Genomic DNA, 26151 nt, shown 5'->3' on the forward strand with positions numbered 1-26151 from the left:
GGACACTCCCTAGGGGAACGGGTGGGGCGCCGGGTTCAGCTGATCCCGGGTGAGGTCGTCGCCGCGCAGGCCCGCCTCCCGCAGGGCGGTTCGCGTGCGGGGCATGTGCAGGGCGCGCTGGCGCCCCCAGCCGAAGTCGATGGGCAGCAGGCCGGGCACGATCACACTGGCCGTGCTCAGCCCCATGTCCCGCTGCTCCGGGAGCGTCTGCTCGACCACGATGGTGTCGAACCCGGCCGACGCGACGGCGTCCACGCACGCCGCGAGGTCCTCGCTCAGATCCACCGAGGGCCGCAGCACCGGCCGTCCGTCGCCGAACACCTCCACGAGGGGCCGGGCGTCACGCGCTCCGTCGAGCAGGAACGAGGCGTACGGGGCCATCTCCGGGAGCCCGTACAGGCCCGGGTGGTCGTTGAGGGCCCTTACCTTGTCGAAGTCGCGAGCCATCTCGCGCAGTTCGGCCAGCTGCAGCTCGGTGCGCAGGCGCAGCCGCGCCGCGTCGGTACCGATCTCGGCCAGGGCGCCGGCGACAGCCTCCTCGGGGTCCAGGCTCGCCCCGGCGCCGAAGCACATGGTGCCGAGCCCGCCGTCCTTGCGGATCGCCACGCCCGTCACCACCGGGACAGGGAAGGTGATGCGCGTGTCGAAGAAGCGGGCCTCGTACCCGTACATCGCCAGCCGGTCGACCATCATCCGGGTGTCCGGGCGGCTGCTGCTGTGCGGATCGATCTCGGGCAGCGCGGCCATCCCGTACCAGGCGAGGAGGAACGCGTCGCGTTCGATGAGCTCCATCAGGCCGTGGAAGGCCGCCTCGACGAGGGAGCCGCCGGAGGCGCAGCCGTTGGAGCACTCCTGCACGAAGGGGGCCTCCGTGGTGGAGCTGTTGTAGTAGGTGATGATCTCGGGCACGAGGACCGGACGCCGGTCGCGCAGGGACCAGCCCCACACCCAGGGCATCGGGCGCTTCTCGGAGAACGGCGCCATCCGGCCGTCGTGCTCGTAGAACTCATCGCTGTACACGCCACATCGGCGCGGGTCGAGCGCCTGGTCGCCGAGCTCCTCGAACGAGGCTACGACCGTCGCCGTCTTGCTCCGCGGCCTGGTGCCCGCGTAGCGCTCAAGGCCCTCCATGATGCCGACGCGGATGCTGTCGCCGTAGGAGTTCGTGTGCCCCGCCCAGTACGTCTTGTGCAGGTAGGGCCCGGTCCGCAGGCTGAACCAGCCGAGGGTCGACGACGCGGTGGGAGAGTCGAGTTCGAGGAAGGGCGCGGGGCCCAGGGCTCCGCTGACCGCGTTGGCGAAGGCACCGACCGGGAGGTCGAAGTCCCCGAGCCGGCGGGTCCGGAACACGTCCGGTACCGGTTTCGGCGTCGGCTCGAGAGCCACCTCGGCGGCCTCCGGGGTGTCCGGCGTACGACGGCCGCACTCGGGGCAGTCGGCGTCGGGCACCAGTGGGACCTGCTGGACCTCGAGGGTCTCGAGGTTGACCAGGCAGACCGTCGAGTACGGCGCGGAAGTGGTGACGTCCCGGTGGCCGACGACGTGGGCGGCGATCACGCCAGCCACCGCGTCGGCGGTGAACGGGGTGAGGAAGGGGTGGTCGCCGCACGCGTGGGTGTCGCCCCCGGTCTCCAGCGCGTCGCGGATGTCCTCGGGCCGCACCGCCTGCCAGCGGCGGGCCAGGCAGCGCCCGCAGGCGGGTGCGGTCACGCCGCCGTGGTGCAGTGGGCCGATGACGGCAGTGTGACCGTAGACGTACACCGACACATCCCCGGGCTCCGTGTCCCCGGCGGGGACGGCCAGTTCGTCACGGACGCCGAGGGCCCGGCCGGTCACGGTCACCCCGCCGGAGCCGTGGCGGGCCAGCGCGGCCCGGACGGCCTTGGTCAGGCCGGCCACGGCCAGGTCGCTCCTGAGGTCAGTTGCCACGCGTCAGCACCACCCGCGCGGTGTGGAGGCCGCCGGCCAGCAGGTCGGACGGTGTGGTCGCGACCGCCAGGGCGTCCATGTCCCTTGTCCTGAGGGCGTGGAGCACCTGCTCCGGGGACAACTCGGCGTCGAGCCGGGCGGCGGCCGTCCCCTCGGAGACGACGGCGGCCGGGTCGAATGCGCGGATCACCGGATCGCCGAAGTCGGCGGGCCCGTCAGCCTGCTGCGCAAGCTGCGCGGCGCCGACCGCGTCACGCAGCGCGGCGACGGCCGCGGACCGCCAGGTCAGGCCCGAGCCGAGCGCCCAGACGTCGCCGGAGCGGGCGAGCAGGACGTACCGCCCGTCCTCGTGCGCGGCAAGGTCGAGCAGTTCGAGGTCCAGGCCGAGGTTGCGGCCGGAGTCGACGAGGAAGGCGAGCTCCGCCCCGTCCGCGAGGGCGTCGAGCGGTACGGAGGCGGCCGGTGCCGTCCCGCGGAGCGTGCGCTCGAGGGCGTCGTGAGCCAGGGCGGAGAGCAGCCCGCGGGTCAGCGCCTCCCCGGCGGTGGCACCGGCACCGGTGCCCGCCGAGGTGACGGCGCACACCTTGTCGGCGTTGTGGGGCCCCGCGGTCAGGACAGCCGCCGAGGGCACCAGGCGCCGCGCCCCCGACACCAGCGAGGTCGCCGCCGACCAGTACGCGATCGCCGAACCGGGCACGCCCGCACCGCTGTTGGTGACGAGCGCAGCCGGGTCCACCGCCGGGAAGGCGCGTACGGCCTCCAGCGCCTCGCCGGAGAGCGCGTGCCGGGCCGGGGCGACGTGCTCGGTGTAGATCCCCGCGGCGCGGCGCAGCACGCGCATGCGGGCCCCCACGACGTGGTGCACGTCGAAGGCTGCGACGGAGCGTTCGCCGCCGTGCCCGAGCCCGAACCGGAGGACGCTCGCCTTGAGGGGCAGTTGCTTGAGGGGTTCGTCGTCGAATGCACGGAACACACCGGCCCGGGGGCGGACGAGCAGGAGGTGCTCGTCGAGCTGCTTCATGAGCTCGTCGGCGTCGGTGCCCGGCCCGGCTACGGGCACCGACAGGACCGGTACGGCCTCGGTGAGTTCGCCGGTTGCGGGGGCGACCGCGCAGTGGGGGCAGCGCGGGTGGGCGACGACGGGCTCGGAGGTGACGTCGACGGAGTCCAGGTCCTGGATGAGGACCTGCCCCTCGGTCTCGGGCGGCAGGGCGCCGGTCACCACCCGGAAGACCTCGTAGCCCAGCAGGTTGCCGAGCATCGCGGCCAGCGGCCGGCTCGGGGCCGTACCCGGCTGCCCGGTGGCGGGCAGGACGGCCTCGCTCCACACCTGGGCCGCGGGGCCGTGCCCGTCCTCGTCGGCGCCGAGGCGGAGCATCGCGCACACCCAGCACGCCGGGGTGCCGGTACGCATCAGCGGGCCGACGACGGCCTGATTCCCGAATCCCCAGGCGGGAAGCAGCATCTTGCCCTCGGGGAGCCCGGCCTGCAGCAGGGAGAGGACCCGGCGCGGCGCCGTGTCCAGCTCCGACACGACGACGACGTCGTACGCAGCAAGGTCGTCCCACGTGAATGCGCCGGATGCGGACCGCAGTTGGCCGACCTCTACCGGGCTGCCCTTCGCGGACAGTTCCCCGGCCTCGGTGACGACCTCGCCGAAGCGCCGGCTCATGGCGACGTGCGCCGCGCCGTTGCGGACCAGGCCGAGCGCGCACCAGCGGGCGATCTCGTCGTCCCCGATCACCGCGACCCGGGTGTTCCTGAACCTGAGGAACCGCGACGGGGCGTCGTCCACGTAGTGGTCGATGTAGAGGAGCTGGGCACTGAACAACTCGGCGGTGCCTGCGGGTATCTCCGCCGTGTCCGTGCTGCGGACGTTGCGCGCGAATCCGTGGTCGAACAGGGCACGGACCAGTCCCAGGAGCATCTTCTGCTGGCTTTCCGCCAGCCCCTTACAGAGGTCCTCCACCCGGTTCTCGCCGTCGAGGTGCGGCACGATCAGCATGGCGAACCGGTATGCCGATTTCGCCTTAATCTGGAATCCGCCGCGGGCGTTGTGGAAGAGCACACCCAGCGGGGTCTCGGTGAAGAGCACGTCGCGCTGGATCCGGGGACGTGCCTGGGTGATCGATGCCTGCGTGGCTACCAATGTCGTCAACCCTCTGGAGAATCGGTGCGGAAGTCGCGCGCAGAGCAGCGCGAAGGGAATGGTCGGAACCGACTGGTCCCACCGGGCAGTTGCCCGGGAAATCCTGATAGCGCGGTTTATGCGGCCGAGCCGACGGGACTCGCGTGCTGCCGGGCGAACAGGCGGAGGAGGTCGTGCGTATAGAAATGGCCGAGCGGATATTCCTCGAGCAGATGGGCGTCGACGAGCTGCTCGAGCAGGTGGCGGGCCCGCGTGGGTGTGACGCCCAGCAGTTCCGCGCACTGCGCTGCGGACAGGGCGTCCGCGGCGTGCTCCCCGATCCTGAGGAACGCCTCACCGAGCGGCTGTGCCAACTGCTGTAGGTGTTCCTGGAAGAGCCGGCCCACGGAAAGCCGCCCGCCGGGCAGTGAGAGCTTCTCCAGCGTGCCGGTTTCCAGCCAGGTGACGCAGTCGGCTATGCGGTGCCGGGGCCGCCCGAGCAGGCGCGCTCCGGCAATGGCGAGCGCGAGGGGGAAATGGCCGCAGAGCCGGGCGAGGTCGTGTGCCGCCTCCGGCTCCGCGCGTACCTTTTCGGCCCCCACGACGGCGGCCAGCAGCCGATAGGAGTCCTCGGGGTCCAGCGGCATCAGCTGGTGCAGCGTGCCGCCCGTGCTCACCGCGAGCTCCGCGAGGTTGATCCGGCTGGTGACGATCACCGCGCTGCCCGCCGATGCCGGCAGCAGAGGACGCACCTGCTCGAGATCCGAGACATCGTCGAGGAGAAGCAGCACCCTCTGGTCGTCCCCGTGCGCCGAGTCGATCCGGGAAACGATGTCATTGGCATGGCCGACGTGGCCGTCCCGCATCCGCAGGGCCCACTGCCCGTCGGGGAAATGGTCGCGCACCCGGTGCGCCACGTGCGTGGCGAGCGCGGTCTTGCCGATACCGGGCGGCCCCGAGAGCACGGCCACCGCGGGGCCCGATCTCTCCCGGGTCAGCTGCGCGACCAGCGAGGCGACGCCATCGGCCCGCCCGACGAAGTGCGGGAGGTCCGGCGGCAGTGCGAGGCGCGCGGGCACGGGACCGGGCTCGGCGGGCGCGGCCTCCGCCGTGACGGCAGCGCCCCCGTCCGGCACGGGCTCAAGCCGCTCGCCGCGCAGGATCGCCAGCTCGAGGCTCTGCAGCGCGGGCCCGGGGTCGACCCCGAGCTCGTCGCGGAGGTACCCCTTGACCCGCTGGTATTCGGCCAGCGCATCGGACTGCCGGCCGGAGCGGTAGAGGGCCTCGATCAGCTGCTCCCAGAACCGCTCGTGGCCGGGGTGCGACCGTACGACCGTGCGCAGTTCGGGTAGGACCTGCCGGCCGTGGCCCAGTGCGAGCGAGAGGTCGAAGACCCGCTCCCAGGAGCGCAGCCACTCCTCGGTGAGCGCCGGGATCTCCTGGCAGTGCAGGGCATCCGACGGAATGTTGCCCAGCACCGGCCCGCGCCACAGCTTCACCGCCCGCACCAGCAGATCGAGTTCGGCCTGCTGGTCCTCCTGTACGGCGGCGGCCCTCACCTGCTCCCGGAACTCGAGCAGGTCCAGGCTCGCCGGCGTGGCGCGGAGGCGATAGCCGCCGGGCAGCGTGTCGATGAGGTTGTCGGAGATGCCGAACTTTGCGAAGAGCTTGCGCAGCCGCATGATGTACGTGCGCAGCGTCGCCGTGGCGGTGACCGCCGAACGCTCTCCCCATATGGCGCGCTGCAGATAATCGATGGACACGACTTCATTGGGACGCAGCAGGAGCGCAGCCAACAATGTCGTGGGTTTCGACGGCTGCAGCACCACCGCATCCCCTTTCTCAGAGATGCTCAGCAAGCCGAGCACCGAGAAACGGGCATCCAAATTTGTTCCCCCATTAAAAACTTGCGAAAAAAGGGATGGACGTTCTCTCGGAAAGGGCCGGGAAAAAGGTTTTTCCGCCATGCCGTGAAAAGGGCATGAAAATACCTGGCGGGGCCATGCCGCCCGCACCGTTCCCACCGCCCTGCCCGGGATGCGCCCGCCCTGCCACCCGAGTCCCTACCGCGTGGTCAAGCGGCGTTACCCGGAGTAGCCCGAGAGATCCTCTCCGGCCGACTGTGGCGCTGAAACGGTGAATCCGAGGCGAGCTGCAACAACAGGGCCGATAATTGTCCTGATCCCACGATTTCCCCCGAGTGAGTCAATTCCCTTGAGTGGAACATATCACTAAGACTCCCTGGAGAGTGGGCCACCACAGCCCCCATACCGACGTGAAGTGAGTCACATTTAGAGCGCTTATGTTTGGATGCGAAAATGGCCGAGTTGGTTGAGGATATTACCCATCTTTGTTCGGCTCTTTACGGATACTTGGCGCCATTGATTGAGTGTTTGACGACTGCCTTGGCTGAAAACCATCCCTACCGGAGCGGCGCCGGTCGCGGTCGGCCGCCTCCGGCCGCTGCCTGCAGGTGCGGCCGGAGGCGGCGCGTTCCTGGCGCGACACCAGCTCCAGCGGCTACGTCGGCTACGAGTCGATGGGCCGGGACGTGAAGCACCTCGGTTCCTTCGACGTCAAGCACTACGGCACGACCGTCATCGGCTCCCCGGAGTCCGCGGTGGAGCAGATCCACGAGCTGCACGAGACGTACGGCGCCGACACCTATCTGTGGAACGTCGACTTCGGTGGCCAGAACCATGAGCAGATGCAGGCGAGTATGAAACCTTTCGTCGGCGAAGTCCTTCCTAAGCTCTGAAGGCCGTTCGGCACCGCAACCAGGAAAGAGTCTCCATGTCCCTCACGCCCGACCCCGCCCGTACCCCGGCCCGCGCCGAACGCTCCGGCAAGGCGCTGGACCTCGCCGCGTACGCCGCTTACACCCTCTTCCCGCTGTCCGGCGCCCTCGGCTTCGCCCTGGCGGTCCTCACCGGCTCCTGGTACTGGCTCCTCGTCGTCCCCCCGCTGGCCTACGCCGCCCGGCAGCTCACGAAGCGGCGCCGGGACACGGACGGCTGACGGCCCAGTCCGCAATCCGGGCTGAAGCGTGGTCCAGAAATCCGTGGGCGGGCAGTGCGGTGCGCCTGCGCGCGCTTGTCGATCACTTGGCGAGGGCGAGGTTGTGCATGCGGGCGATGGCCTGGACAGCATGGCGGAGGCCGTCGCCATGCTGCCGGCATTACCGTCCGCCGCCGCGCCACTCGATCAACTCAGGGTCGTCGACGGCCGTGTCAGTGGCGGGAAGCCCCGAACGGTTTAGGAAGTCCAGCACGTCGAACAGGCTGTACGCGAAACCATGCGCTCGCCTTGGAGCGTCACCCGCTGTCCGCCGCAGGCGGCAGCACGACCACGGGAGGCTGCTCATCCATGGCACCCCATGCGCCACAACCGCTCGGTACGCAGTTCGATGGCCACGAGGAGTACTCACGGTTCCAGCCCACACCAAGTCGCCCGCGAGCCTAGAGGAACAAGCCCTCTCGATCCCCGAGCACTTTGCACCTCGAAGCGTGCTGACATGTCGGCACGCCAGAAACCCCATCTGATGGCGTTCACGCAGGTCAGGTGAGGTTTCCTCAGTGGAGCCTAGGGGAGTCGAACCCGAAACCGTTACCTAACCGAGCTGCGGTTTTACCAGAAAGCGGGATAAACACCCCTGTTTCCGTCCCGCTCGATCCCCCTCGATCCGGCTCCATCCGCACCCGGTGCGCACACGTGCGCACGCCACCACAGACCATTGCGGCTGCAACGACAAATCACAGCGATCGCAGTATCCATCGAACCAGGGCGGGCCCAAGGCATGGGTTTGCGCAAACCCTCTTCTCGGCGGCACGACATCCCAGAGCGTAGTGGCGACCGCCAGCCCGTACGCCCGAAACCATGCCCACACAGATGTGTGGGCAGTCGCTACGGTGAGAAACACCAGGTCAGTTACGGAATCCGGTAACAAGGGGGCGCGATGCACACGCGTGCCGCTGGGAAGCCAAAGAGGCCAGGCGAAACCCGCCAAGGGGTCGAGTGGCTGACCAACTTCGCCCCCAGGGACGCTGAGACGGCTCAGCGGTTGCTCGACGGCCTGCATATCGTCTCGGAGACGATATTCAGGCAGGGGCTACTGGAACATCTGCGGTCGGCCCTAGCCGATGAAGCCAACATAGAGAGGCCGGCAGCGCTGTACGGAGTCCGCTCCTGCAAGCCGCCGGACACGATGTTCGTCGACAACGTCTCACCACAGGTTTCAGGTGGCGATGGCGGCGGTAGCGAGTTGATCGTCCAGAACATCATCCGCGATGTAGAGCGGAGTCTGCACACCTCGGTCGTGACGCGCAACGCCATGACGATTGATCTTCTCCAGAAGCGGCGTGCGCGGAGCCTAGTGTTCGTTTCCGACTATGCCGGCTCAGGTGAGGAGTCCTTGGCGTACGCGCGGGCCTGGCTGCGGAATGCGACGATCCGCAGCTGGCGCTCCCTGAAGTTGATCCGGCTGCACCTGGTCCTCTTCGCCGCGACAACGGCCGGACTGCGGCGCATCCGTGCCAGTGGACTGTACGACGGGGTGTCGGTGCTGCACCGCGGGATGGACCTACCCTCGGCTCAGTGGCATAAAGACGAGCTCGGGAGGATCAGGAAACTGTGCGAAGACTACGCACGGCGAACCGAAGACGGTCCAGGCTGGTCGGGCAGCGAGGGGCTGCTTGTGTTCGAGCACACCGTGCCGAACAACCTGCCATCCATCCTGCGCCAAACCAAGGGCCGAACTCGGCGTCCCGACGGGCAGTGGGCACCGTTCTTCGAGCACCGAACTGCGCCGCCGGGGCTCATGCATGACCTCGTCGGATACCGACCAGAGCGCCACGCAGAACTCGGGCTGCGTGGCATGGGGCGAGTCCAACTGACGGGATCGGGCAAGATACACGTGCGCTATCGCGGCGGCATCAGGGACCTTGTTGAGGTGTTTGGCCACATAAAGCACGGTGCATCAAGCCGAAGTACGCAGCCAGTCCCGCCGTCCGCATCCACGACGGGTTGGCCGCACCGGGCGCGGCCTTGTAGCGGTGCATGTCCCAGTCGGACTGGCTGTCCGCCACCGAGTACGCCACAAAGATGACCCGGTCCGCCGTCCACGTGCCGAGTGCTTGTGCCTGACGCTCGTGGTTTGTGCACGTGAGGCAGATCGGATCGCCGCCGGCCAGCGGTCCAGCGCACACCGCGCAGATGCCGCGGGCGGATCGGGTAGGAGCGAGGAAGTGATCGGTGAACCGGGTACGGGCAACGATCTCGGCTGCGCGAACGCCCTGTGTGTCTTCCGACTCTCGCTTCACCGCAGATCGACGAGATCCCGCAGCAGACGGTCGACGTCCGCCGGACGGCGCACAATCTCGTCCAGTGCTGCCAGGACACCGTCCACGTCGTCGGCGACGTGCGCATCCGGCCGCTCCAGCAGTTCGCGCACCCAGTCGTTCCCATCGAGGACCGAGCGCAGCAGGATCACCGGGCGGCCGTGCTCGACAGCCTTACGGGCTTGGATGCGGGTACCGCTACGCGGGCCTGCGGCCACGATCACCGTGGCCCGGCAGTAAGCCGACATCGTGCCGTTGCGACGCGGGAAGGTCGTCTTCGACGGCGGAGTGTCCGGCCAGAATGGTGAGAGCACCAGCCCAGAGGCCACAACTCGGCGGTGCAGACCAAGGTTCTCTGGTGGATAAGCGTGGTAAACGCCCGTGCCGATCACGCCGACCACCCGTCCACCACCGTCCAGCGCCGCCTCGGTCGCAGCGGTATCGATCCCCGCTGCCAGCCCAGACACCACGCTCAGCCCACGCGCGATCGCTGCCGCATCGGCCAGGCACGCGACGCAGCGCTGCGCGAGCCAACGACAGCGACGCCATCGTCTTTGGGGCTCAGGACTCCGCGGGTGAAGACGAGACCGGGGGCATCAAAGGCACTGCTCAGCTGCTGCGGATAGTCCGGCTCGGTCAGCGCACGCACCCCGATGCCCTGTCCTGCCCAGCGATCCAGCTCCGCCCGAGCCGCAGGCAGCTCATCCTCGGCGGAGCCGCCGAACAGAGAAGGCTGCTCCTCGTCGAGCACCTGCCAGGCGCTGCCGGCCTCCATCACCCGCGCCACGGCATCCCGCTCCTGACGCTCGCTGCGGGCACGTCGTAGCAGCACGGCCATCGCCGCCCGCTCATCCCCCCAGCGCTCCTCCATACACCCGACGACACTGCCTGCCGACCACAGGGCCATGGGCAACCGCCCATGTGCCCGGCTCCCGACCGACCTCTCTCAGCCGTCAAGGCGGGGCAAGCACTCTCAATCCATGCACCGAGCCGTTTCCGCTGACCAGGAGAGAACTCCCCTGGTATCCCCTCGGCGAATCCGTGCGCACACGTGCGCACGGGAAATCGGGACAAAAACACCCCCCTGACAGCGTTTCCGCAGGTCAGATGGGTGCAAGGGAGTGGAGCCTAGGGGAGTCGAACCCCTGACATCCGCCATGCAAAGACGGCGCTCTACCAACTGAGCTAAGGCCCCGGGAAGCAGCGGCCTGCCGGAGATGTCGCGTTCCGGCGGGTGCCGCAGAACAGAGTACCGGGTCACCCCCGGTATTCCGCAAAAAGATTGGGGGTCCCCGCGGATGACCACTCTCCGTAAGATGCTCGACGTGGTTCGCTACAGCGAACCGCGGTATTACAGGGGAAGCGATGGGGAGACGCAATGGACGCCGCACAGCAGGAAGCCACCGCGAGAGCGCGGGAGCTGCAGCGGAACTGGTACGGAGAGCCGTTGGGGGCGCTCTTCCGTAAGCTCATCGACGATCTCGGGCTCAACCAGGCCCGTCTCGCGGCGGTCCTGGGGCTGTCCGCTCCGATGCTCTCGCAGCTGATGAGCGGCCAGCGCGCGAAGATCGGCAATCCCGCCGTGGTCCAGCGGGTGCAGCTGCTGCAGGAGCTGGCGGCCCAGGTCGCGGACGGCAGCGTGAGTGCCGCCGAGGCCACCCAGCGGATGGACGAGATCAAGAAGTCGCAGGGGGGCTCCGTGCTCAGCAACACCACCCAGACCACGAGTGGTTCGGGCGCGCCGACGGTCAAGCGGGTGGTCCGCGAGATCCAGTCGCTGCTGCGCTCGGTGGCCGCCGCGGGCGACATCATCGACGCCGCGGACAGCCTCGCCCCGAGCCATCCGGAACTGGCGGAGTTCCTCCGCGTCTACGGCGCCGGCCGCACCTCCGACGCCGTCGCGCACTACCAGTCCCACCAGAACTAGGAGCCCGGCCCGGTTCACGGAGGGGGTCCGGGAACCGGGCCGGAGCCCAGGCTCAGGCCCAGCCGCAGGCCGAAGAGGGGGCAGGCCGGTCCACGGGGGTGGACCGGTCCTCGTGCGGGAACGGGGGCGTATACGGGGGCGTATCACTCATCGCGGGGGAGACCCGAATCGGAGACCGGGATCGGAGACCGGGGATCGGTCGGGGGAGAGATCAGGGGGAAGCGAGGTAAGCGAGAGAAGTGGGGAAGCGGGGAAGTAAGGGGACAACGGGACTGGCGGGGGGCCAGGGGGAGGAGTGATGGGCTGCCATGGGTGAGGTCTTCGCCGGACGGTACGAGCTGGCCGACCCGATCGGCCGCGGTGGCGTGGGCGCCGTATGGCGCGCCTGGGACCATCGCCGACGGCGCTATGTGGCCGCCAAGGTGCTCCAGCAGCGTGACGCCCACTCCCTGCTGCGCTTCGTCCGCGAGCAGGCCCTGCGGATCGATCACCCGCATGTCCTCGCCCCGGCCAGCTGGGCCGCCGACGACGACCAGGTGCTCTTCACCATGGACCTGGTCGGCGGCGGCTCGCTGGTCCATCTCGTCGGTGACTACGGCCCCCTGCCACCGGCGTTCGTGTGCACCCTGCTCGACCAGCTCCTGTCCGGTCTCGCCGCGGTCCACGCCGAGGGCGTCATCCACCGTGACATCAAGCCCGCCAACGTCCTCCTCGAAGCCACCGGAACCGGCCGGCCGCGGCTGCGGCTGTCCGACTTCGGCATCGCCATGCGGCTCGGCGAACCCCGTCTGACGGAGACCAACCTGGTGGTGGGCACGCCCGGTTATCTCGCACCCGAGCAGATGCTCGGCTGCGAACCCGACTTCCCCGCCGACCTGTTCGCCGTGGGCCTGGTCGCGCTGTATCTCCTCGAAGGCGCCAAGCCCGACGCCAAGGCGCTCGTGGAGTACTTCGCGGACCACGGCACGCCCGGCCCGCCCAAGGGCATCCCGGAACCGCTCTGGCAGGTCGTCGCCACCCTGCTCCAGCCCGACCCGGACGCGCGTTTCCGCACCGCCACGGGCGCACGCAAGGCCCTCGCCTCCGCCGCGGAACTCCTGCCGGAGCCCGAGCCCGACGACGAACTGATCGAGATCTTCGACCAACTCGGCCCGCTCCCGCCCGGGTTCGCCCCCGACGGCCCCCTCAAGACGGCCTCCGGAGTGGCGTTGGAGCTGGTCGAGGGCGCGTATACGACTCCGGCGCCGGAGGACGGTCCCGGACCGAGCCTCGACGACGGCACGGATTCGGGTGCCGGCCCCGGTGCGCATACGGATTCCCGCGCCGACACGGGCACCGGCACCGGCTCCCTCTCGGACACCGGCAGCTTCCGTCTGCCGCCTCCGCAGGATCCTTCGGTCCCCGAGCCGTACTCCCGGCAGCCACCCCAGCAGTCACCCCACCAGTCACCGCAGCAGTCACCGCGACAGTCACCGCAGCAGGCTGCCGAGCACGTACCTCGGTCCGTCACTCCCGCCCCGCACCCTCCGTACGTCCAGCGGCCCCAGCCCCTTTTCCCGCCCCTTTCCGAACCCCCCGCCCAACTCCCCCCTCATCAGCCGTACTTCTCCCCCCACACCCACACCCCCACCGCTTCGTACACCGCCCACAACGCGCAGGTCCCGCCTCCCGCGCAGCCGATCCCCACCACACCCGTGCCCGCGCAACGGCACCGGGCGACCCGGTCGCGCCGGGCGAGCCGGAGCCGGCGGGCCGGGCCGCCGGCCAAGGTGGCGATCCCGATGCTGCTGCTGGCGCTGGCCTGTTACGCGGTGGGCTTCTGGGCGTTGACCCGCGTCTGAGCCCGTCGCGCCGTCACCGTCCAGACGGCGAGCACCAGGAGCAGCACGGTGCCCAGGCCGATCCCGCCGATCGCGACGAGCCTCATCCCGGGGGCGCCCCCGTCCCCGCCGCCACTCCCGCCCCCGGTGCTCCCGGTGGCCGGCGCCCACTGCTCCTGCCCGGTGAGCGTGAACACATCGCCCGGCACGGGCCGCCCGGCGTACTGCGGCCCCGCGTGTGCCCGCCCGGCGACCCGGACCCGCAGCGTCACACCGAACGGCCCCCGCCCGTACAGACCGGTCAACTGCTCGCTGAGATGCAGGACCAGGTAGTAGTCGCCGGCGAAGCGGACCGAGGTCACCGCGGCGGCAGCGGCGTAACGGTTGGCGTACTCCACCGGCGGGAGCGGTGCCGTTACGGCGGGCTTCGAGATGCCCGTGTAGCCGAGCGCGGCGTCCTCGACGTAGCCGCGGACCGGGTTGTAGAGGGAGAGGTTCAACGCCCCGCCGACATACCCGTGGCCCGAGGCGCCGTCCAGTTCGGCGGAGGCGTTCAGCTGCCGGCCCCAGTCGACCGGCACCTTGTAGAACCGGGTCTCACCGGGCACCAGCGCCGTCCGCCACACCCCTTGGCCCAGTGGGCGGGCCGAGGCGAAACCGGTGCCGCCGGAGGACTCGCGGGGCTGACCGCCGAGCGGCTCGGGGGTGGCGGAGTCCCAGGTCTGCGGCGCGGTGGTGGACCCGGCCCGCGCCGGGCGCGGTTCCGTGGCGGGCGCGAGCTCCAGGCCCCAGCGCTGTGCCGGGGCCGTCGTACCGGAGCCCTCGGCGTCGAGGCGCTGGACGAGCACGTAGTACGTCCCCGCGCCCTGGCACAGCGTCTTGCCGGCCTCCCGCTGCCCCAGCGCCGTGACCGGGCGCGGGCTGAGACCGGCGCCGAAGCGGGCGGCCGCATAGCCGCAGGGCGTGCCGTGGGCGTCCTGGACCCACACCCTGATGCCGTCGGTGGCGGAGACGGTGGCGTTCGCCGGGGGTACGGCGGTGACGGGGACGTACGCCGTGTCGGCGGCGGTGAGGTCGAGCCGGTAGTAGAGCCTGCCGTTGCGCGGCAGGGAGCTGTGGTAGATACGGCCGGGGTCCAGCCGTTCGGCCGTGGCCGGGCCCGTCGCGCCCGCGATGTCACGGGCGCCGGGCGCGAAGGCGTACGACCGTCCGTCCTCTGCCGCGGCCGCGGTCGCGGGCGTGGCTGCGGTCGCGGGCGTGGCCGCGGTCGCGGGCGTGGCCGCGGTCGCGGGCGTGGCCGTGGCCGCGGTACCGACCGTCGGCAGGGCGACGAGCAGCGCGCACAGTCCCGACAGCAGAACCGCCCGCACCGCACCGGTGCCGGCACCGGCACCGGCACCGAAGACCGCGGGTCGGCCGAAGCGCCCCTCCCGCTCCCGCCACCGCCATCGCCACGCCGTACGTCGCCCTCGCCGCCGCACGTGCCGCCTCCCCTGGTCGCACTCGCCGTACCGGACCCCATGAACGCCTACAGCACCCGCCGGGCCCCCGCAACAGGAGGCGATGCCTGGACGGGCAACACAAAACCCCGACCGCGCGGGCGGTCGGGGTCTGTTCAGATTCTGGTATCGGCACTCACGAACCCGTGGGCACGGAGTCAGTCGCCTCCGTCCACAGATCCTGCTCGGCGCGATCCGCCTGGATCTGGCGGTACACGAGGAGCCCGCCGATGGCGGCCAGTGCGACCAGGAGCAGCTTCTTCACCGCGCGACCTCGTCTTTCCTTGACGTAGGGGACCTCTGGCGCCCGACTATACACACCGACCGATATCGATCGGTGATCTGCGCCGGGCCCCAACTCCCGCCTCCGCCAGCGCAATAGGCCAGGTCCAGGGCCGTTCCGATCGGAGGGTGATCACACCTCCACGGACCGTTACTTTGCTCCCTCTTCGCTCACCCTCACCAGCTTTTGGGAGTTTTCCAGCCCTCTTACCGCCATCCGGGTGGTGTTGATCTGAACATCGACGCGCCACGGGCCGAGGTCCACCACTTCGCGATCCACATACACATCATGAGGAAAGTACGCAAATCGCCCAACCCGAAAGTGAGGGGCCATGACCCAGAACAAGGTCATGAACCTGTGGACCACCATCGTCACCGCCTTCCTCGCGCTGTGCACGGCGCTCGGACTCATCACCACCGCGACCGCCACGACCGCGACGGCGGCGCCCCAGCCCGAGAGCCCCCGCACCGGTACCGCCACCACGCAGCGGACCGTCCCGACGATCCCGGCACCACGCCACTGGGCCTGGTCCTCTTCCAGAGCCCTGCCCCCCACGATGAAGCAACGCATCCGGGCCGAGGCCCACGGAAAGTCCCCCAGCTGCCGGCACCGCCCCCTCGACGACAGCGTGGAGAGCACGGCAGTTCCTGAACAAACCCCGGCGGCCAGCCTCGACTGCTGACCTTCCGCCTCCCCCCACTCCTCCTCGCAATACCGCAACGTCTCGACATCAGGGCGACTTGCGTACACCTCACAGTCGATACGGACAGACCCCCGGCCGGGTTCGGCCGGGGGTCTTGCGCTGTTGCCATCCGCCGTTGTCACCGGCCTTCGTCAACCACTGTTGTCAACAGGGGACATGGCGGACACCATGGCGGACACGGACACACCCTCGACGCTCCCTCCCGGAAAGGCGGCGAGCACTGCCATGTCCCCGCGGTCCCCGCGCGTCACCGTCGTCACCGCTGTGCACGGCCCGTCCGCGCGGTTCCTGCCGCAGGCCCATGCGTCCCTGTGCGAGCAGCGGCTGCCCGGTGGCTGGGAGTGGGAATGGGTGATCCAGCAGGACGGCACGACGGACGAGGTCCGCCCGTACGTGCCGGAGGACGCGCGCGTGAGCTTCGGCCAGGGCCGGCCGGGCGGGCCCGGAGTCGCCCGCACGATCGCGCTGGCGCGCGCCGGGGGCACGTATGTGAAGGTCCTGGACGCCGACGACCGGCTCACGCCGGGCGCACTGGCCCGCGATCTGGCCGTGCTGGAGGCGGACCGCGGCATCGGCTGGACGACGTCCCGGGCCCTCGACCTGCTGCCCGACGGCTCCACGGCGGGCTTCCCCGGCGATCCGGACGACGGCCCGCTGGACCGCGGTTCCGTGCTCGATCACTGGAAGCGGAACGACTTTCGCGCACCGGTCCATCCGGCGACCCTGTGCGTCCGGCGGGAGCTGCTCATCGCCCTCGGAGGCTGGATGGCCCTGCCGGCTTCCGAGGACACGGGCCTGCTGCTGGCGCTGGACGCGGTGAGCCGCGGCTGGTTCTCGGCGGAGGTCGGCCTGCTGTACCGCAAGTGGGCGGGCCAGGCCACGGGCCAGGCGTCGCACGCCGACCCCGTCGAACACGCGGCCCGTACGGCGGTCGCCGAAGCCCGGGCCCGCGCCCTGGCCGGCCTCGCGTGGGCCTACCCGGCCGCCGCACCCACTCCCCGAACCACCGCTTGAGCGCCCCGAGTTACCATCCGGGCACTTTGAGTTACGACCTGAGCAGGATCGCCTGTGAGGGGCACCTCTCGGCCGCCTCCAGGACCCGCGGGTCGTCGGCGGACTCCTCCCGGCCGGGCCGTACGACGCCGTATCCGTCCTCGAACGCGAACACGTCCGGCGCCCGGTGCGCGCACTCGGCAGAGCCGTAGCACACGGAGCGGTCGACGGAGATCTTCATACGCCCTCCAGCCCTGGACGGTGGCTTCCAGGACGTCCCTGCCCGGCGAACCGCGCGCCGAATCGGGCCTTTACGCGCTACCGCTCCCCGTACGCGCTACCGCTCCCCACCCGCGACCACGAGCCAGTGGGCCACCCGGCGGACCGTGGGTTCGTCGAGCAGCTCGGCCATCGCCCGTACCGCCTCGCCGTCCTCGGCGCTCAGGTCGTACAGGCCCGCCTTGCCCAGGCCGGCCAGGAGCACCTGGTGCCGGCGGCCGGTCATGCGCTCGGCGAGCTTGGCCGGAGTGCCGGCGCCGGACGCGGGCGTGGCTGCCGAGGCGGCGGGGGCAGGAGCGGTGTCCCTGGCGGCCGGGGTGTCGAAGAGGTGCCAGGCGCCGGCCTCGGGCCCCCACAGCGCGACCGCCACCTCCTCGCCGCGCGCCCGCACGGTCTGGGTCATGTCCCCTACGGCGTACAGCACGGGAGCCCGGTCCGGGGACTCGGCGCCCACCGTCCAGGAGTCCTGGCCGGGCCGGTGGAACATCGCGACCCAGCGCGGCGCACCGGGCGGTGGCGGGCACGGGGGACGTTTCTGCATGGCACTCACCCCTTCGGGAACGGGACGCTCGCCCCTGCGGGAACAGCCGGCGGAGGGCACCGTATCTGACGGTGCGTCAGATGACCAGAGGTGCGGTGCGGTCGGCTGATCTGATCGCACGAACCCCCACCCGCCCGGCACCGGTCCCTCCCCTCGTGGGGACCGGTGCCGAACGGTGCGGGGTGTCGGCCCGTGCCATGTCGGCTCGGCACGGGCCGAGGCAGAGAGCCGCCGGAGGGCGGTGTCCGCTCGTCTGTCGTGGGTGGAAGTTGGCCGAGATCCCTCGGCGCCATGGCTCTGTCTTTCCGGGCACAGGGCCGTGGCCTGTTCGGACGCTGTCGGACGGTGTCGGACGGTGGGTGACCGGTCCGCTACCGCGTCCGGATCCTGCCATCTGTTGCCCGCCCGCGAGGAGACCACGCCCTCCGGTCCCGTGCTAATCCGCAGGTCAGCCGTATAAGGTGGGTTTTCCGGTCCGGACGTCCAGATGCGGGGGGAAAGTAAAGGGGTGGGGCCTTGGGTTCCGACTCAGGGACGCGCACAGCTTTCGCCGAGCGCCTTGCGCTCCTCTACAAGGAGGCTGGAAACCCTCCCCTGAAGAGCGTCGCCGAGGCGGTCGTACGGCTGCAGCGGGTGGACGAGCGCGGGCGGCCCGTGCGGGTGTCCGCGCAGCGGATCAGCGACTGGCGCCGGGCCAAGAACGTGCCGGCCCAGTTCACCGCCCTGGCAGCGGTGCTGCACATCCTGATCCCGGAGGCACGCAGGCTGCGGCCCGCGCCGGTGTCCTCGGGGCTGTACGACCTCGCGCACTGGCAGCGGCTGTGGGAGCGCGCGCTGGCCGACCCGGTCGGCGACCGGCCCGCACAGCCAGCCGAGGAGGACCGGCGGCCGCCCGTCCAGGATCTGCCCGTCACCGGCGGCGTGTGCCCCTACCGGGGGCTGGCCCCGTACCGGCAGGAGGACGCCCGGTGGTTCTTCGGCCGGGAGCGCAGCACGAGCGCGCTCGTCGCACAGCTGCGGGCCGCGGAGCGGACCGGCGGTCTGGTGATGCTGGTGGGCGCCTCGGGAGCGGGCAAGTCCTCGCTGCTGAACGCCGGCCTGGTGCCGGCCCTGCGCGGCGGCGCCCTACGCGGCGGCGCCCTGCGCGACGGATCCGGCGCGGCGCCCGACGCCACCGTCCCCGTCACCGGCAGCACCGCCAACTCCGGCAACTCCGGCAACGGCAAGAACGCGGCCGACTGCGTCCTGCACCTCTTCCCCGGTGCCGACCCCCTGGGTGAGCTGGTCCGCCATGTCCCCGATCTCGGCGAGGTCGCCGCCGATGCGCACCGGGCCGAGCGGGAGGCGATGGAGAGCCCGGGGATTCCCGGTTCCGACTCGCCCCGGGTGGCCCGAGCCGCGCGCGCGGCCGTGGCGGAGTGGGCCCGCCGTGAGACGGCTGCCGAGACCCGGCCGGTCGTGGTCGTGGACCAGTTCGAGGAGGCGTTCACCCTCTGCGCGGACGAGGCCGAGCGGCGTACGTTCATCCAGCTGCTGCACGCCGCCTGCACCCCGGCCGCCGGCTCGCACGAGCCCGCCCCGGTCCTCGTCGTCCTCGGCATCCGCGCCGACTTCTACGAGCAGTGCCTCGGCTACCCGGAACTGGCCGACGCCCTCCAGCACCGGCACATGGTGCTCGGCCCGCTGACCAGCGCCGAGCTGCGCGACGCGGTGACCGGACCGGCCAAGGCGGTGGGTCTGGAGCTGGAATCGGGGCTGGCCGAGCTGATCGTCCGCGAGGTGAGCGCCGACGGCCCGCGCGGGGCGCACGACGCGGGCGTGCTCCCGCTGCTCTCGCACGCCCTGCTCGCCACCTGGCAGCGCCGCAAGGCCGGCCGGCTGACCCTGGCCGGCTACCGCGCGGCCGGCGGCATCCAGGGCGCCGTCGCGGCGACCGCCGAGCGCGCCTGGTCGGGGCTCGACCCGGCGGCCCGTACGGCCGCCCGGCTGCTCCTGCTGCGCCTCGTCCGCCTCGGCGAGGACACCCAGGCCACCCGCCGCCGGGGCACCCGGCGCCAGCTCGCGGCGGAGTCCGCGGACCCCGGCAAGACGGAGGAGTCCCTGGAGGCCCTGGTCCGGGCCCGGCTGGTGACGCTGGACGCGGACACCGTGGAGATCACCCACGAGGCGCTGCTGCACGCCTGGCCCCGGCTGCGCCACTGGATCGACGACGACCGGGGCGACCAGCTGCTGCGCCAGCGGCTGGAGGAGGACGGCCGGTCCTGGGAGGACTCGGACCGGGACAGCTCGCTGCTGTACCGGGGCTCCCGGCTGGAGCAGGCCCGCACCTGGGCCAGGTCGGCCGGGGACACCTTCCTGACCCGCAGCGCGGTGGAGTTCCTGGCCGCCTCGGTACGGCTGCGCAAGCGCACGGTGTGGATCAGCCGGGCCGCGGTGGCCGCCCTGGTGGCGCTGGCGCTGGTCGCGGGCGTCTCCGCGGTGATCGCCTGGCAGCAGCGGGACGACGCCGTCTTCGAGCAGGTGCTCGCCGAGGCCGACCGGGTCCAGCACACGGATCCGTCCCTGGCCGCGCAGCTCGACCTGGTCGCCCATCGGCTGCGCCCCGACGACCAGGGCACGTACAGCCGCCTGATCTCGATCGTGAACGCCCCGCTGGCCACCCCCCTGTCCGGCCACACCGGCGCCGTCTACCTCACCACCTTCAGCCCCGACGGCAAGACCCTGGCCACGGCCAGCTACGACCGGACCGTCCGGCTGTGGAACGTGGCCGACCCGGGCCGCCCGCAGCCCCTCGGCAAGCCGCTGACCGGGCACACCGGCTGGGTGAGCAGCGCGGTCTTCAGCCCGGACGGGCACACCCTCGCGAGCGCCGGCGACGACGGAACCGTCCGGCTGTGGAACGTGACCGACCCCGCGCACCCGCGGCCACTCGGCCAACCGCTCACCGGCCACAAGGGCACGATCTACCTGATCACCTTCAGCCCCGACGGCCACACGCTGGCCTCGGCGAGCGAGGACCACACGGTACGGCTGTGGAACGTGGCCGACCCCGCCCACGCGTCCGCGCTGGGCTCCCCGCTGACCGGTCACAGCGCCGCGGTGCGCAGCCTCGCGTTCAGCCCCGACGGCCACACCCTCGCGGCGGGCGGCGACGACCGCACGATCCTGCTGTGGAACACGGCGGACCCGCGCCGGCCGGAGCCGTACCCCACGGCGCTGAAGGGCCACACGGACCTCGTGCACTCGGTGGCGTTCAGCCCCGACGGCCGCACCCTGGCCAGCGGCAGCGCGGACGACACGATCCGGCTGTGGGACGTGTCCGACCCCGCGCACCCCGCCGCGCTGGGCTCACCGCTGACCGGCCACACCGGACCGATCTGGTCGGTGGCCTTCAGCCCGGACGGCCGCAGACTGGCCGCGGCGAGCGCGGACAGCACGGCGAGCCTGTGGAACGTGGCCGATCCGACGTCCCCCTCGCAGGTCGGCGAGCCGTTCGCGGGCAGCAGCGGCGAGATGTACGCCCTCGGGTTCAGCCCCGACGGGCGGACCCTGGCCACCGGCAGCGGCGACGGCAAGGTGCGCCTGTGGTCGGTACCGACCACCGATGTGATCGGCCGCAGCGCGGTGTTCCGGCCGGACGGAAAGGTGATGGCCACGGCGGCCCGGGACGGCCGGGTCCGGCTGTGGAACGTGGCCCGGCCCGGCCGGCCGGTGCCGCTGGGCGACCCGTTCATGCAGGGCAAGGACGGCCGGCGCGTGCTGTTCTCGCCCGACGGCCGCACCCTCGTGGTCCTCACCCCCAACCGGTTGGTGTACCTGTGGAACATCACCGACCCCGGCCATCCGGTCCCCGCCGGAGCACCCCTCGCCCTGCAGAACCGCTTCATGGGGCCCAACGCGCTGGCGTACAGCCCGGACGGCCGCACCCTCGTCACCGCCTACGACGGCCACCGGTTCCAGCTGTGGAACGTCACCGACCCCGCGCACGCCGTACCGCTCGGCAAGCCGGTCAGCGGCCACCGGGGGTACATCAACGCCCTCGCCTTCAGCCCGGACGGCCACACCCTGGCCACCGGCAGCGCGGACAGCACCATCCGCCTGTGGAACGTCACCGACCCGGCCCGCCCGACCCTGCTCGGCACCCCGCTCGCCGAGCACTCCGGGCCGGTCAACGCGCTCGTGTTCACGCCCGACGGCCACACCCTGGCCAGCGGCAGCGACGACGACACGGTCCGGCTGTGGAACGTCACCGACCCCGCCTCGGCCGCCGCGCTCGGCAAGCCGCTCATCGGCCACAGCGAGGCGGTGACCTCACTGACGTTCACCCCCGACGGTCGCACTCTGGCCAGCGGCGGCGACGACAACACGGTCCGGCTGTGGGACGTCACCGACCCCGCCTCGGCGAGGCCCATCGGCCAGTCCATGAGCTCCAACGGCCAGACGGGCAACTTCCTTTCCTTCAGCCCCAGAAGCCGCGTCCTCGGCCTCTCCAGCGGCGCCGACACGGTCCGGCTGCTGAGCCTGGACACCGACGCGGCGATCACACACATCTGCTCGGTCACCCGGGGCGTGCTGACCCCGCAGAAGTGGCACGAATACCTGCCCCGCCTCTCCTACGACCCTCCGTGCGGTCGATGATCGGCCAACCTGACCGATTCCCGGCCGACTTGCCCCCACAAGCCGCCCAGTCTTGTTAACCTTGGCCATAGCCCGATCGCTGGTGCATCCCCCGTCGCCAGCGATCGGGCCTTTTCATGGCACCCCCGCGCCCTCCCCGCGCCGCTCCTGTGCCCTTCCTGCGCCTTTCCTGCGCCCGCCCTGCGCCTTTCCTGCGCCTTTCCTGCGACGTTCCTGTGCCCGTTCCCCACCCCGCGCCCCGTCGCGGCCGTACGACGGCGAACCGCCCCCGGCGGCAGACCGGCGCCACCAACCGCCGGGCGCCGGCGCGGCGATCCCCCGCCATCGATGGATCAAATCTCGCCAATCTGCGCACGGTGCGGTTGGGCGACCTCCCCTGTCGCTCGCCTCCCCGTTCAGCCCGCCGGGGTATGCCCTTCTCCGGGGTATGCCCTCCGGACGCACGGCGGCTGCGGTCAGCCGTGAACGCCAAAGGCCCCCGATCCATCCGGACCGGGGGCCTTCGTGCTGGTGGGGCTAACAGGATTTGAACCTGTGGCCTCATCCTTATCAGGGATGCGCTCTAACCAACTGAGCTATAGCCCCGCCGCGCTGTGCGGTGTGTCCCGCGCGCTGACTCCTGAAGATTAGCGCACGACCACGTCAGTCCCAAAATCGGTTGTCGGGGGACCATCAGGTCAGAGAGCTGCGGGGTGTACGGGGGGCGTCACTCGTCCTCGGCCAGGGTCAGCTCGATGCCGCCCACGAAGCCCGCGGAGAGGTTGTAGATGAACGCACCGAGGGTCGCGAGGGCGGTGGCCAGGACCACGTCGATGACCGCGATGATCGTCGTGAACGTCAGAACGTGGGGGAGCGAGAGGAACGCCTGCAGATCGAAGCCGTTCGCCTCGTTCGAGCCGGTCGCCTCCGAGATCGTGCCGCCCACCGTCGAGAACACGCCCATCGCGTCCAGGACCATCCACAGCACCGCCGAGGCGACGATCGTGCAGATGCCGAGCGCGATGGAGAGCAGGAAGCTGACCTTCATCACCGACCACGGGTCCGCCTTGGCCACCCGCAGCCGTGCCTTACGGGTGCGCGGCGCCGTCCGGGCACCGGTGCGCGGGCGCCGTACGGCACCGGCCGGCGGCTGCGCCTGATAGGCCTGCGGCGGGTGGTACGGCGCGGCGGGCTGCTCCGGGAGCCGCTCCCCGGGGAGCGGGGACGACGACTGTGCCTCGCCGGCCGCGGCCGGGCCTCGGGTGTCCGTCACGGTTCCCCCCTGGGATCCAGGTGCGCCGGAGGAGCCGTTCTCGGACACCTTCACCGGCTTGAGATTGGTCGTGTGCGGGTCGGCAACGCTCCCCGCACCCGCCGCATGCGCGGCGGAGCCACGGCCGCCGCCGTCCGTATCCGTACCCCTGGAGGTACCGGCCGATCCGGCGCCCGTGGCTCCGCTCACGATGACTCACTCCTCGTGCTACTCGGCCGAGGGCGACTCACCCTCGTCCGTGCCGGCGGTCGCGGCCCCCTCGGCGGTCTCGTCCACGACCACGTCGCCGTCGACTTCCTCCGCCTCGCGCCCCGCCTCGGCGTTACGTGCGATACCGACCACGGCATCGCGCTTGCCCAGGTTGATCAGTTGGACGCCCATGGTGTCACGGCCCGTCTCCCTGACCTCGTTGACTCGCGTACGAATCACACCGCCGGAGAGAGTGATCGCGAGGATCTCGTCGCTCTCCTCGACGATCAGCGCGCCGACGAGCGAACCACGGTCCTCCACGATCTTGGCGGCCTTGATACCGAGGCCGCCGCGGCCCTGGACGCGGTACTCGTCGACGGCCGTCCGCTTCGCGTACCCACCGTCGGTGGCAGTGAACACGAACGTACCGGGTCGCACCACATTCATCGACAGAAGTTCATCGCCCTCGCGGAAACTCATGCCCTTCACACCGGACGTGGCACGGCCCATCGGGCGCAGCGTGTCGTCCGAGGCCGTGAACCTGATCGACTGCGCCTTCTTGCTGATCAGAACGAGATCGTCGTCGGCCGAGACGAGTTCGGCGCCGATCAGTTCGTCGTCGCTGCCGTCCTCGCGCTCGCGCAGGTTGATCGCGATCACACCGCCGGAGCGAGGCGAATCGTAATCCTTCAGAGGCGTCTTCTTGACCAAGCCGGACTTGGTGGCCAGGACCAGATACGGCGCCGCCTCGTAGTCACGGATCGCGAGGATCTCGGCGATCGCCTCGTCCGGCTGGAAGGCGAGCAGGTTCGCCACGTGCTGGCCGCGCGCGTCCCGGCCGGCCTCGGGCAGTTCGTACGCCTTCGCCCGGTACACCCGGCCCTTGTTGGTGAAGAACAGCAGCCAGTGGTGGGTCGTGGAGACGAAGAAGTGGTCGACGATGTCGTCTTCCTTCAGCTTCGTGCCGCGCACGCCCTTGCCGCCGCGCTTCTGTGCGCGGTAGTCGTCCGTCTTGGTCCGCTTGACGTAGCCGCCGCGCGAGACGGTGACGACGATGTCCTCCTCGGCGATCAGGTCCTCGATGGACATGTCGCCGTCGTAGGGCACCAGCATCGTCTTGCGGTCGTCGCCGTACTTCTCGACGATCGCGGCCAGTTCCTCGCTGACGATCCCGCGCTGGCGGACCGGGGAGGCGAGGATCTCGTTGTACTCGTTGATCTTCGCCTGGAGTTCGTCGTGCTCCTGGACGATCTTCTGCCGCTCCAGGGCCGCCAGGCGCCGCAGCTGCATCTCCAGGATCGCGTTGGCCTGGATCTCGTCGATCTCCAGGAGGCCCATCAGGCCGCTGCGCGCGATCTCGACGGTGTCGCTGCGCCGGATCAGCGCGATGACCTCGTCGATGGCGTCCAGAGCCTTGAGCAGACCGCGCAGGATGTGCGCCCGCTCCTCGGCCTTGCGCAGCCGGAAGCGCGTACGGCGGACGATGACCTCGATCTGGTGCGTCACCCAGTGCCGGATGAACGCGTCCAGGGACAGCGTGCGCGGGACGCCGTCGACCAGCGCCAGCATGTTGGCGCCGAAGTTGGTCTGCAGGTCGGTGTGCTTGTACAGGTTGTTCAGCACGACCTTGGCGACCGCGTCCCGCTTCAGGACGATCACCAGCCGCTGGCCGGTGCGCGACGACGTCTCGTCACGGACGTCGGCGATGCCGCCGACCTTGCCGTCCTTCACCAGGTCGGCGATCTTCTGCGCCAGGTTGTCCGGGTTCACCTGGTACGGCAGCTCGGTCACGACCAGGCACTGGCGGCCCTGGATCTCCTCGACCTCGACCACCGCGCGCATCGTGATGGAGCCGCGCCCGGTGCGGTACGCCTCCTCGATGCCCTTGCGGCCCACCACCAGCGCGCCGGTCGGGAAGTCCGGGCCCTTGATGCGCTCGATCAGCGCATCGAGCAGCTCCTCGTGACTCGCCTCCGGGTTCTCCAGGTACCACTGGGCGCCGGCGGCGACCTCGCGCAGGTTGTGCGGCGGGATGTTGGTCGCCATGCCGACCGCGATACCGGCCGAGCCGTTGATCAGCAGGTTCGGGAAGCGGGAGGGCAGGACGGTCGGCTCCTGGGAGCGGCCGTCGTAGTTGTCCGTGAAGTCGACGGTCTCCTCGTCGATGTCGCGGACCATCTCCATCGACAGGGGCGCCATCTTGCACTCGGTGTACCGCATGGCGGCCGCCGGGTCGTTGCCCGGAGAGCCGAAGTTGCCGTTGGAGTCCACCAGCGGCATCCGCATCGACCACGACTGGGCGAGGCGCACCAGGGCGTCGTAGATCGAACTGTCGCCGTGGGGGTGGTAGTTGCCCATGACGTCACCGACCACGCGCGCGCACTTGTAGAAGCCGCGGTCGGGGCGGTAGCCGCCGTCGTACATCGCGTAGAGCACGCGGCGGTGGACGGGCTTGAGGCCGTCCCGGACGTCGGGCAGCGCACGGGACACGATGACGGACATCGCGTAGTCCAGGTACGAGCGCTGCATCTCCGTCTCGAGCCCGACGGGCTCGACACGCATGACGACCTCGCCGCCCTCGGTCTCGGGGGTTTCCGGAGTGTTCTCGTCGGCCATTGCTGGTGAAGATCCTTC

The 26151-nt window shown here is 70.7% G+C and carries 20 protein-coding genes, 2 tRNA genes and 1 pseudogene; 8 read left to right on the plus strand and 15 right to left on the minus strand.

Features of this window, described 5'->3' with window-relative positions; genetic code table 11:
• Positions 1 to 9 precede the first annotated feature (9 nt).
• The 3 genes from AB5L52_RS22030 to AB5L52_RS22040 all read right to left on the minus strand — a co-directional run bounded on the left by AB5L52_RS22030 (position 10) and on the right by AB5L52_RS22040 (position 5925).
• On the minus strand, positions 10 to 1929 hold the full coding sequence (locus AB5L52_RS22030; RefSeq protein ID WP_351766091.1) for a TOMM precursor leader peptide-binding protein: 1920 nt from the start codon (positions 1927 to 1929) through the stop codon (positions 10 to 12).
• Positions 1919 to 4087 carry a TOMM precursor leader peptide-binding protein gene (locus AB5L52_RS22035; RefSeq protein ID WP_351575743.1) on the minus strand — a complete coding sequence of 723 codons (2169 nt, stop codon included), beginning with the start codon at positions 4085 to 4087 and terminating at the stop codon, positions 1919 to 1921. Before AB5L52_RS22035 ends, AB5L52_RS22030 begins: the two co-directional genes overlap by 11 nt.
• 107 nt (positions 4088 to 4194) lie before the next feature.
• Entirely contained in the window at positions 4195 to 5925 is a 1731-nt protein-coding gene (locus tag AB5L52_RS22040) for a BTAD domain-containing putative transcriptional regulator (RefSeq protein WP_369368949.1), read from the minus strand.
• A 605-nt stretch (positions 5926 to 6530) separates the two neighbouring features.
• Between AB5L52_RS22040 and AB5L52_RS22045 the strand changes: the two genes are divergently transcribed.
• Together AB5L52_RS22045 and AB5L52_RS22050 are read left to right on the plus strand one after the other, a co-directional pair.
• The gene (locus AB5L52_RS22045; protein ID WP_351575737.1) at positions 6531 to 6815 is read left to right on the plus strand and encodes a hypothetical protein; all 285 of its coding nucleotides are present in this window, start codon (positions 6531 to 6533) and stop codon (positions 6813 to 6815) included.
• Positions 6816 to 6850: 35 nt separating this feature from the next.
• Complete coding sequence (locus AB5L52_RS22050; protein ID WP_351575734.1) at positions 6851 to 7075, plus strand: hypothetical protein; 225 nt, start codon at positions 6851 to 6853, stop codon at positions 7073 to 7075.
• 82 nt (positions 7076 to 7157) lie between these two features.
• Here AB5L52_RS22050 and AB5L52_RS22055 read toward each other — a convergent pair.
• A pseudogene (locus tag AB5L52_RS22055) lies at positions 7158 to 7241 on the minus strand (IS5/IS1182 family transposase); the annotation flags it as partial.
• 771 nt (positions 7242 to 8012) lie between these two features.
• Between AB5L52_RS22055 and AB5L52_RS22060 the strand changes: the two are divergent.
• Entirely contained in the window at positions 8013 to 9161 is a 1149-nt protein-coding gene (locus AB5L52_RS22060) for a hypothetical protein (protein WP_369365742.1), read from the plus strand.
• 210 nt (positions 9162 to 9371) lie between these two features.
• On the opposite strand, the gene AB5L52_RS22065 is transcribed toward AB5L52_RS22060, so the two are convergent.
• The 3 genes from AB5L52_RS22065 to AB5L52_RS22075 all read right to left on the minus strand — a co-directional run bounded on the left by AB5L52_RS22065 (position 9372) and on the right by AB5L52_RS22075 (position 10588).
• Entirely contained in the window at positions 9372 to 9860 is a 489-nt protein-coding gene (locus AB5L52_RS22065; RefSeq protein WP_351575731.1) for a DNA-processing protein DprA, read from the minus strand.
• Between the two features lie 5 nt (positions 9861 to 9865).
• Positions 9866 to 10264, minus strand: a complete 399-nt coding sequence (locus AB5L52_RS22070) for a hypothetical protein (RefSeq protein WP_351575728.1) — start codon at positions 10262 to 10264, stop codon at positions 9866 to 9868.
• A gap of 251 nt (positions 10265 to 10515) precedes the next feature.
• Positions 10516 to 10588: transfer RNA gene (locus AB5L52_RS22075), tRNA-Ala, on the minus strand.
• Between the two features lie 183 nt (positions 10589 to 10771).
• On the opposite strand from AB5L52_RS22075, the gene AB5L52_RS22080 reads away from it, so the two are divergent.
• The gene (locus tag AB5L52_RS22080) at positions 10772 to 11320 is read left to right on the plus strand and encodes a DNA-binding protein (protein WP_351016992.1); all 549 of its coding nucleotides are present in this window, start codon (positions 10772 to 10774) and stop codon (positions 11318 to 11320) included.
• A gap of 308 nt (positions 11321 to 11628) precedes the next feature.
• Positions 11629 to 13161 (plus strand): protein kinase, encoded by a 1533-nt coding sequence (locus AB5L52_RS22085; RefSeq protein ID WP_369365744.1) that lies wholly within the window; start codon positions 11629 to 11631, stop codon positions 13159 to 13161.
• On the opposite strand, the gene AB5L52_RS22090 is transcribed toward AB5L52_RS22085, so the two are convergent.
• The 3 genes from AB5L52_RS22090 to AB5L52_RS22100 form a co-directional block, all read right to left on the minus strand.
• Positions 13125 to 14621, minus strand: coding sequence for a hypothetical protein (locus AB5L52_RS22090; RefSeq protein WP_369365747.1), 1497 nt, complete (start codon positions 14619 to 14621; stop codon positions 13125 to 13127). The genes AB5L52_RS22085 and AB5L52_RS22090 overlap by 37 nt on opposite strands.
• Positions 14622 to 14775: 154 nt before the next feature.
• Positions 14776 to 14904, minus strand: a complete 129-nt coding sequence (locus AB5L52_RS22095; protein ID WP_003999697.1) for a DLW-39 family protein — start codon at positions 14902 to 14904, stop codon at positions 14776 to 14778.
• A 168-nt stretch (positions 14905 to 15072) separates the two neighbouring features.
• Positions 15073 to 15201: a hypothetical protein gene (locus tag AB5L52_RS22100; RefSeq protein WP_351016983.1), complete on the minus strand. Its 129-nt coding sequence runs from the start codon at positions 15199 to 15201 to the stop codon at positions 15073 to 15075.
• Positions 15202 to 15253: 52 nt separating this feature from the next.
• Between AB5L52_RS22100 and AB5L52_RS22105 the strand changes: the two genes are divergently transcribed.
• Entirely contained in the window at positions 15254 to 15604 is a 351-nt protein-coding gene (locus AB5L52_RS22105) for a DUF6344 domain-containing protein (protein WP_351016980.1), read from the plus strand.
• Between the two features lie 246 nt (positions 15605 to 15850).
• Positions 15851 to 16639 carry a glycosyltransferase family 2 protein gene (locus AB5L52_RS22110; protein WP_369365749.1) on the plus strand — a complete coding sequence of 263 codons (789 nt, stop codon included), beginning with the start codon at positions 15851 to 15853 and terminating at the stop codon, positions 16637 to 16639.
• A gap of 31 nt (positions 16640 to 16670) precedes the next feature.
• Here the strand turns inward: AB5L52_RS22110 and AB5L52_RS22115 are convergent, their stop codons facing one another.
• Together AB5L52_RS22115 and AB5L52_RS22120 are read right to left on the minus strand one after the other, a co-directional pair.
• Positions 16671 to 16859, minus strand: coding sequence for a ferredoxin (locus AB5L52_RS22115; protein ID WP_351016974.1), 189 nt, complete (start codon positions 16857 to 16859; stop codon positions 16671 to 16673).
• A gap of 96 nt (positions 16860 to 16955) precedes the next feature.
• Positions 16956 to 17438: a hypothetical protein gene (locus tag AB5L52_RS22120; RefSeq protein WP_369365751.1), complete on the minus strand. Its 483-nt coding sequence runs from the start codon at positions 17436 to 17438 to the stop codon at positions 16956 to 16958.
• Between the two features lie 516 nt (positions 17439 to 17954).
• Here AB5L52_RS22120 and AB5L52_RS22125 point away from each other — a divergent pair.
• Positions 17955 to 22076 (plus strand): hypothetical protein, encoded by a 4122-nt coding sequence (locus AB5L52_RS22125; RefSeq protein ID WP_369365753.1) that lies wholly within the window; start codon positions 17955 to 17957, stop codon positions 22074 to 22076.
• A 508-nt stretch (positions 22077 to 22584) separates the two neighbouring features.
• Here AB5L52_RS22125 and AB5L52_RS22130 read toward each other — a convergent pair.
• The 3 genes from AB5L52_RS22130 to gyrA form a co-directional block, all read right to left on the minus strand.
• Positions 22585 to 22661: transfer RNA gene (locus AB5L52_RS22130), tRNA-Ile, on the minus strand.
• 121 nt (positions 22662 to 22782) lie between these two features.
• Entirely contained in the window at positions 22783 to 23517 is a 735-nt protein-coding gene (locus tag AB5L52_RS22135) for a DUF3566 domain-containing protein (protein ID WP_351016965.1), read from the minus strand.
• An 18-nt stretch (positions 23518 to 23535) separates the two neighbouring features.
• Positions 23536 to 26133: a DNA gyrase subunit A gene (gene gyrA / locus AB5L52_RS22140; protein ID WP_351016962.1), complete on the minus strand. Its 2598-nt coding sequence runs from the start codon at positions 26131 to 26133 to the stop codon at positions 23536 to 23538.
• Positions 26134 to 26151 lie beyond the last annotated feature (18 nt).

This window comes from Streptomyces sp. CG4, assembly GCF_041080655.1.
Classification (GTDB): Bacteria; Actinomycetota; Actinomycetes; order Streptomycetales; family Streptomycetaceae; genus Streptomyces.

Coding starts and splice junctions, on each gene's coding strand:
- AB5L52_RS22070 (WP_351575728.1), bottom strand. CDS start 10,264: ATGGAGGAGCGCTGGGGGGATGAGCGGGCGGCGATGGCCGTGCTGCTA.
- AB5L52_RS22120 (WP_369365751.1), bottom strand. CDS start 17,438: ATGCAGAAACGTCCCCCGTGCCCGCCACCGCCCGGTGCGCCGCGCTGG.
- AB5L52_RS22105 (WP_351016980.1), top strand. CDS start 15,254: ATGACCCAGAACAAGGTCATGAACCTGTGGACCACCATCGTCACCGCC.
- AB5L52_RS22110 (WP_369365749.1), top strand. CDS start 15,851: ATGTCCCCGCGGTCCCCGCGCGTCACCGTCGTCACCGCTGTGCACGGC.
- AB5L52_RS22060 (WP_369365742.1), top strand. CDS start 8,013: ATGCACACGCGTGCCGCTGGGAAGCCAAAGAGGCCAGGCGAAACCCGC.
- AB5L52_RS22085 (WP_369365744.1), top strand. CDS start 11,629: ATGGGTGAGGTCTTCGCCGGACGGTACGAGCTGGCCGACCCGATCGGC.
- AB5L52_RS22080 (WP_351016992.1), top strand. CDS start 10,772: ATGGACGCCGCACAGCAGGAAGCCACCGCGAGAGCGCGGGAGCTGCAG.
- AB5L52_RS22115 (WP_351016974.1), bottom strand. CDS start 16,859: ATGAAGATCTCCGTCGACCGCTCCGTGTGCTACGGCTCTGCCGAGTGC.
- gyrA (WP_351016962.1), bottom strand. CDS start 26,133: ATGGCCGACGAGAACACTCCGGAAACCCCCGAGACCGAGGGCGGCGAG.
- AB5L52_RS22050 (WP_351575734.1), top strand. CDS start 6,851: ATGTCCCTCACGCCCGACCCCGCCCGTACCCCGGCCCGCGCCGAACGC.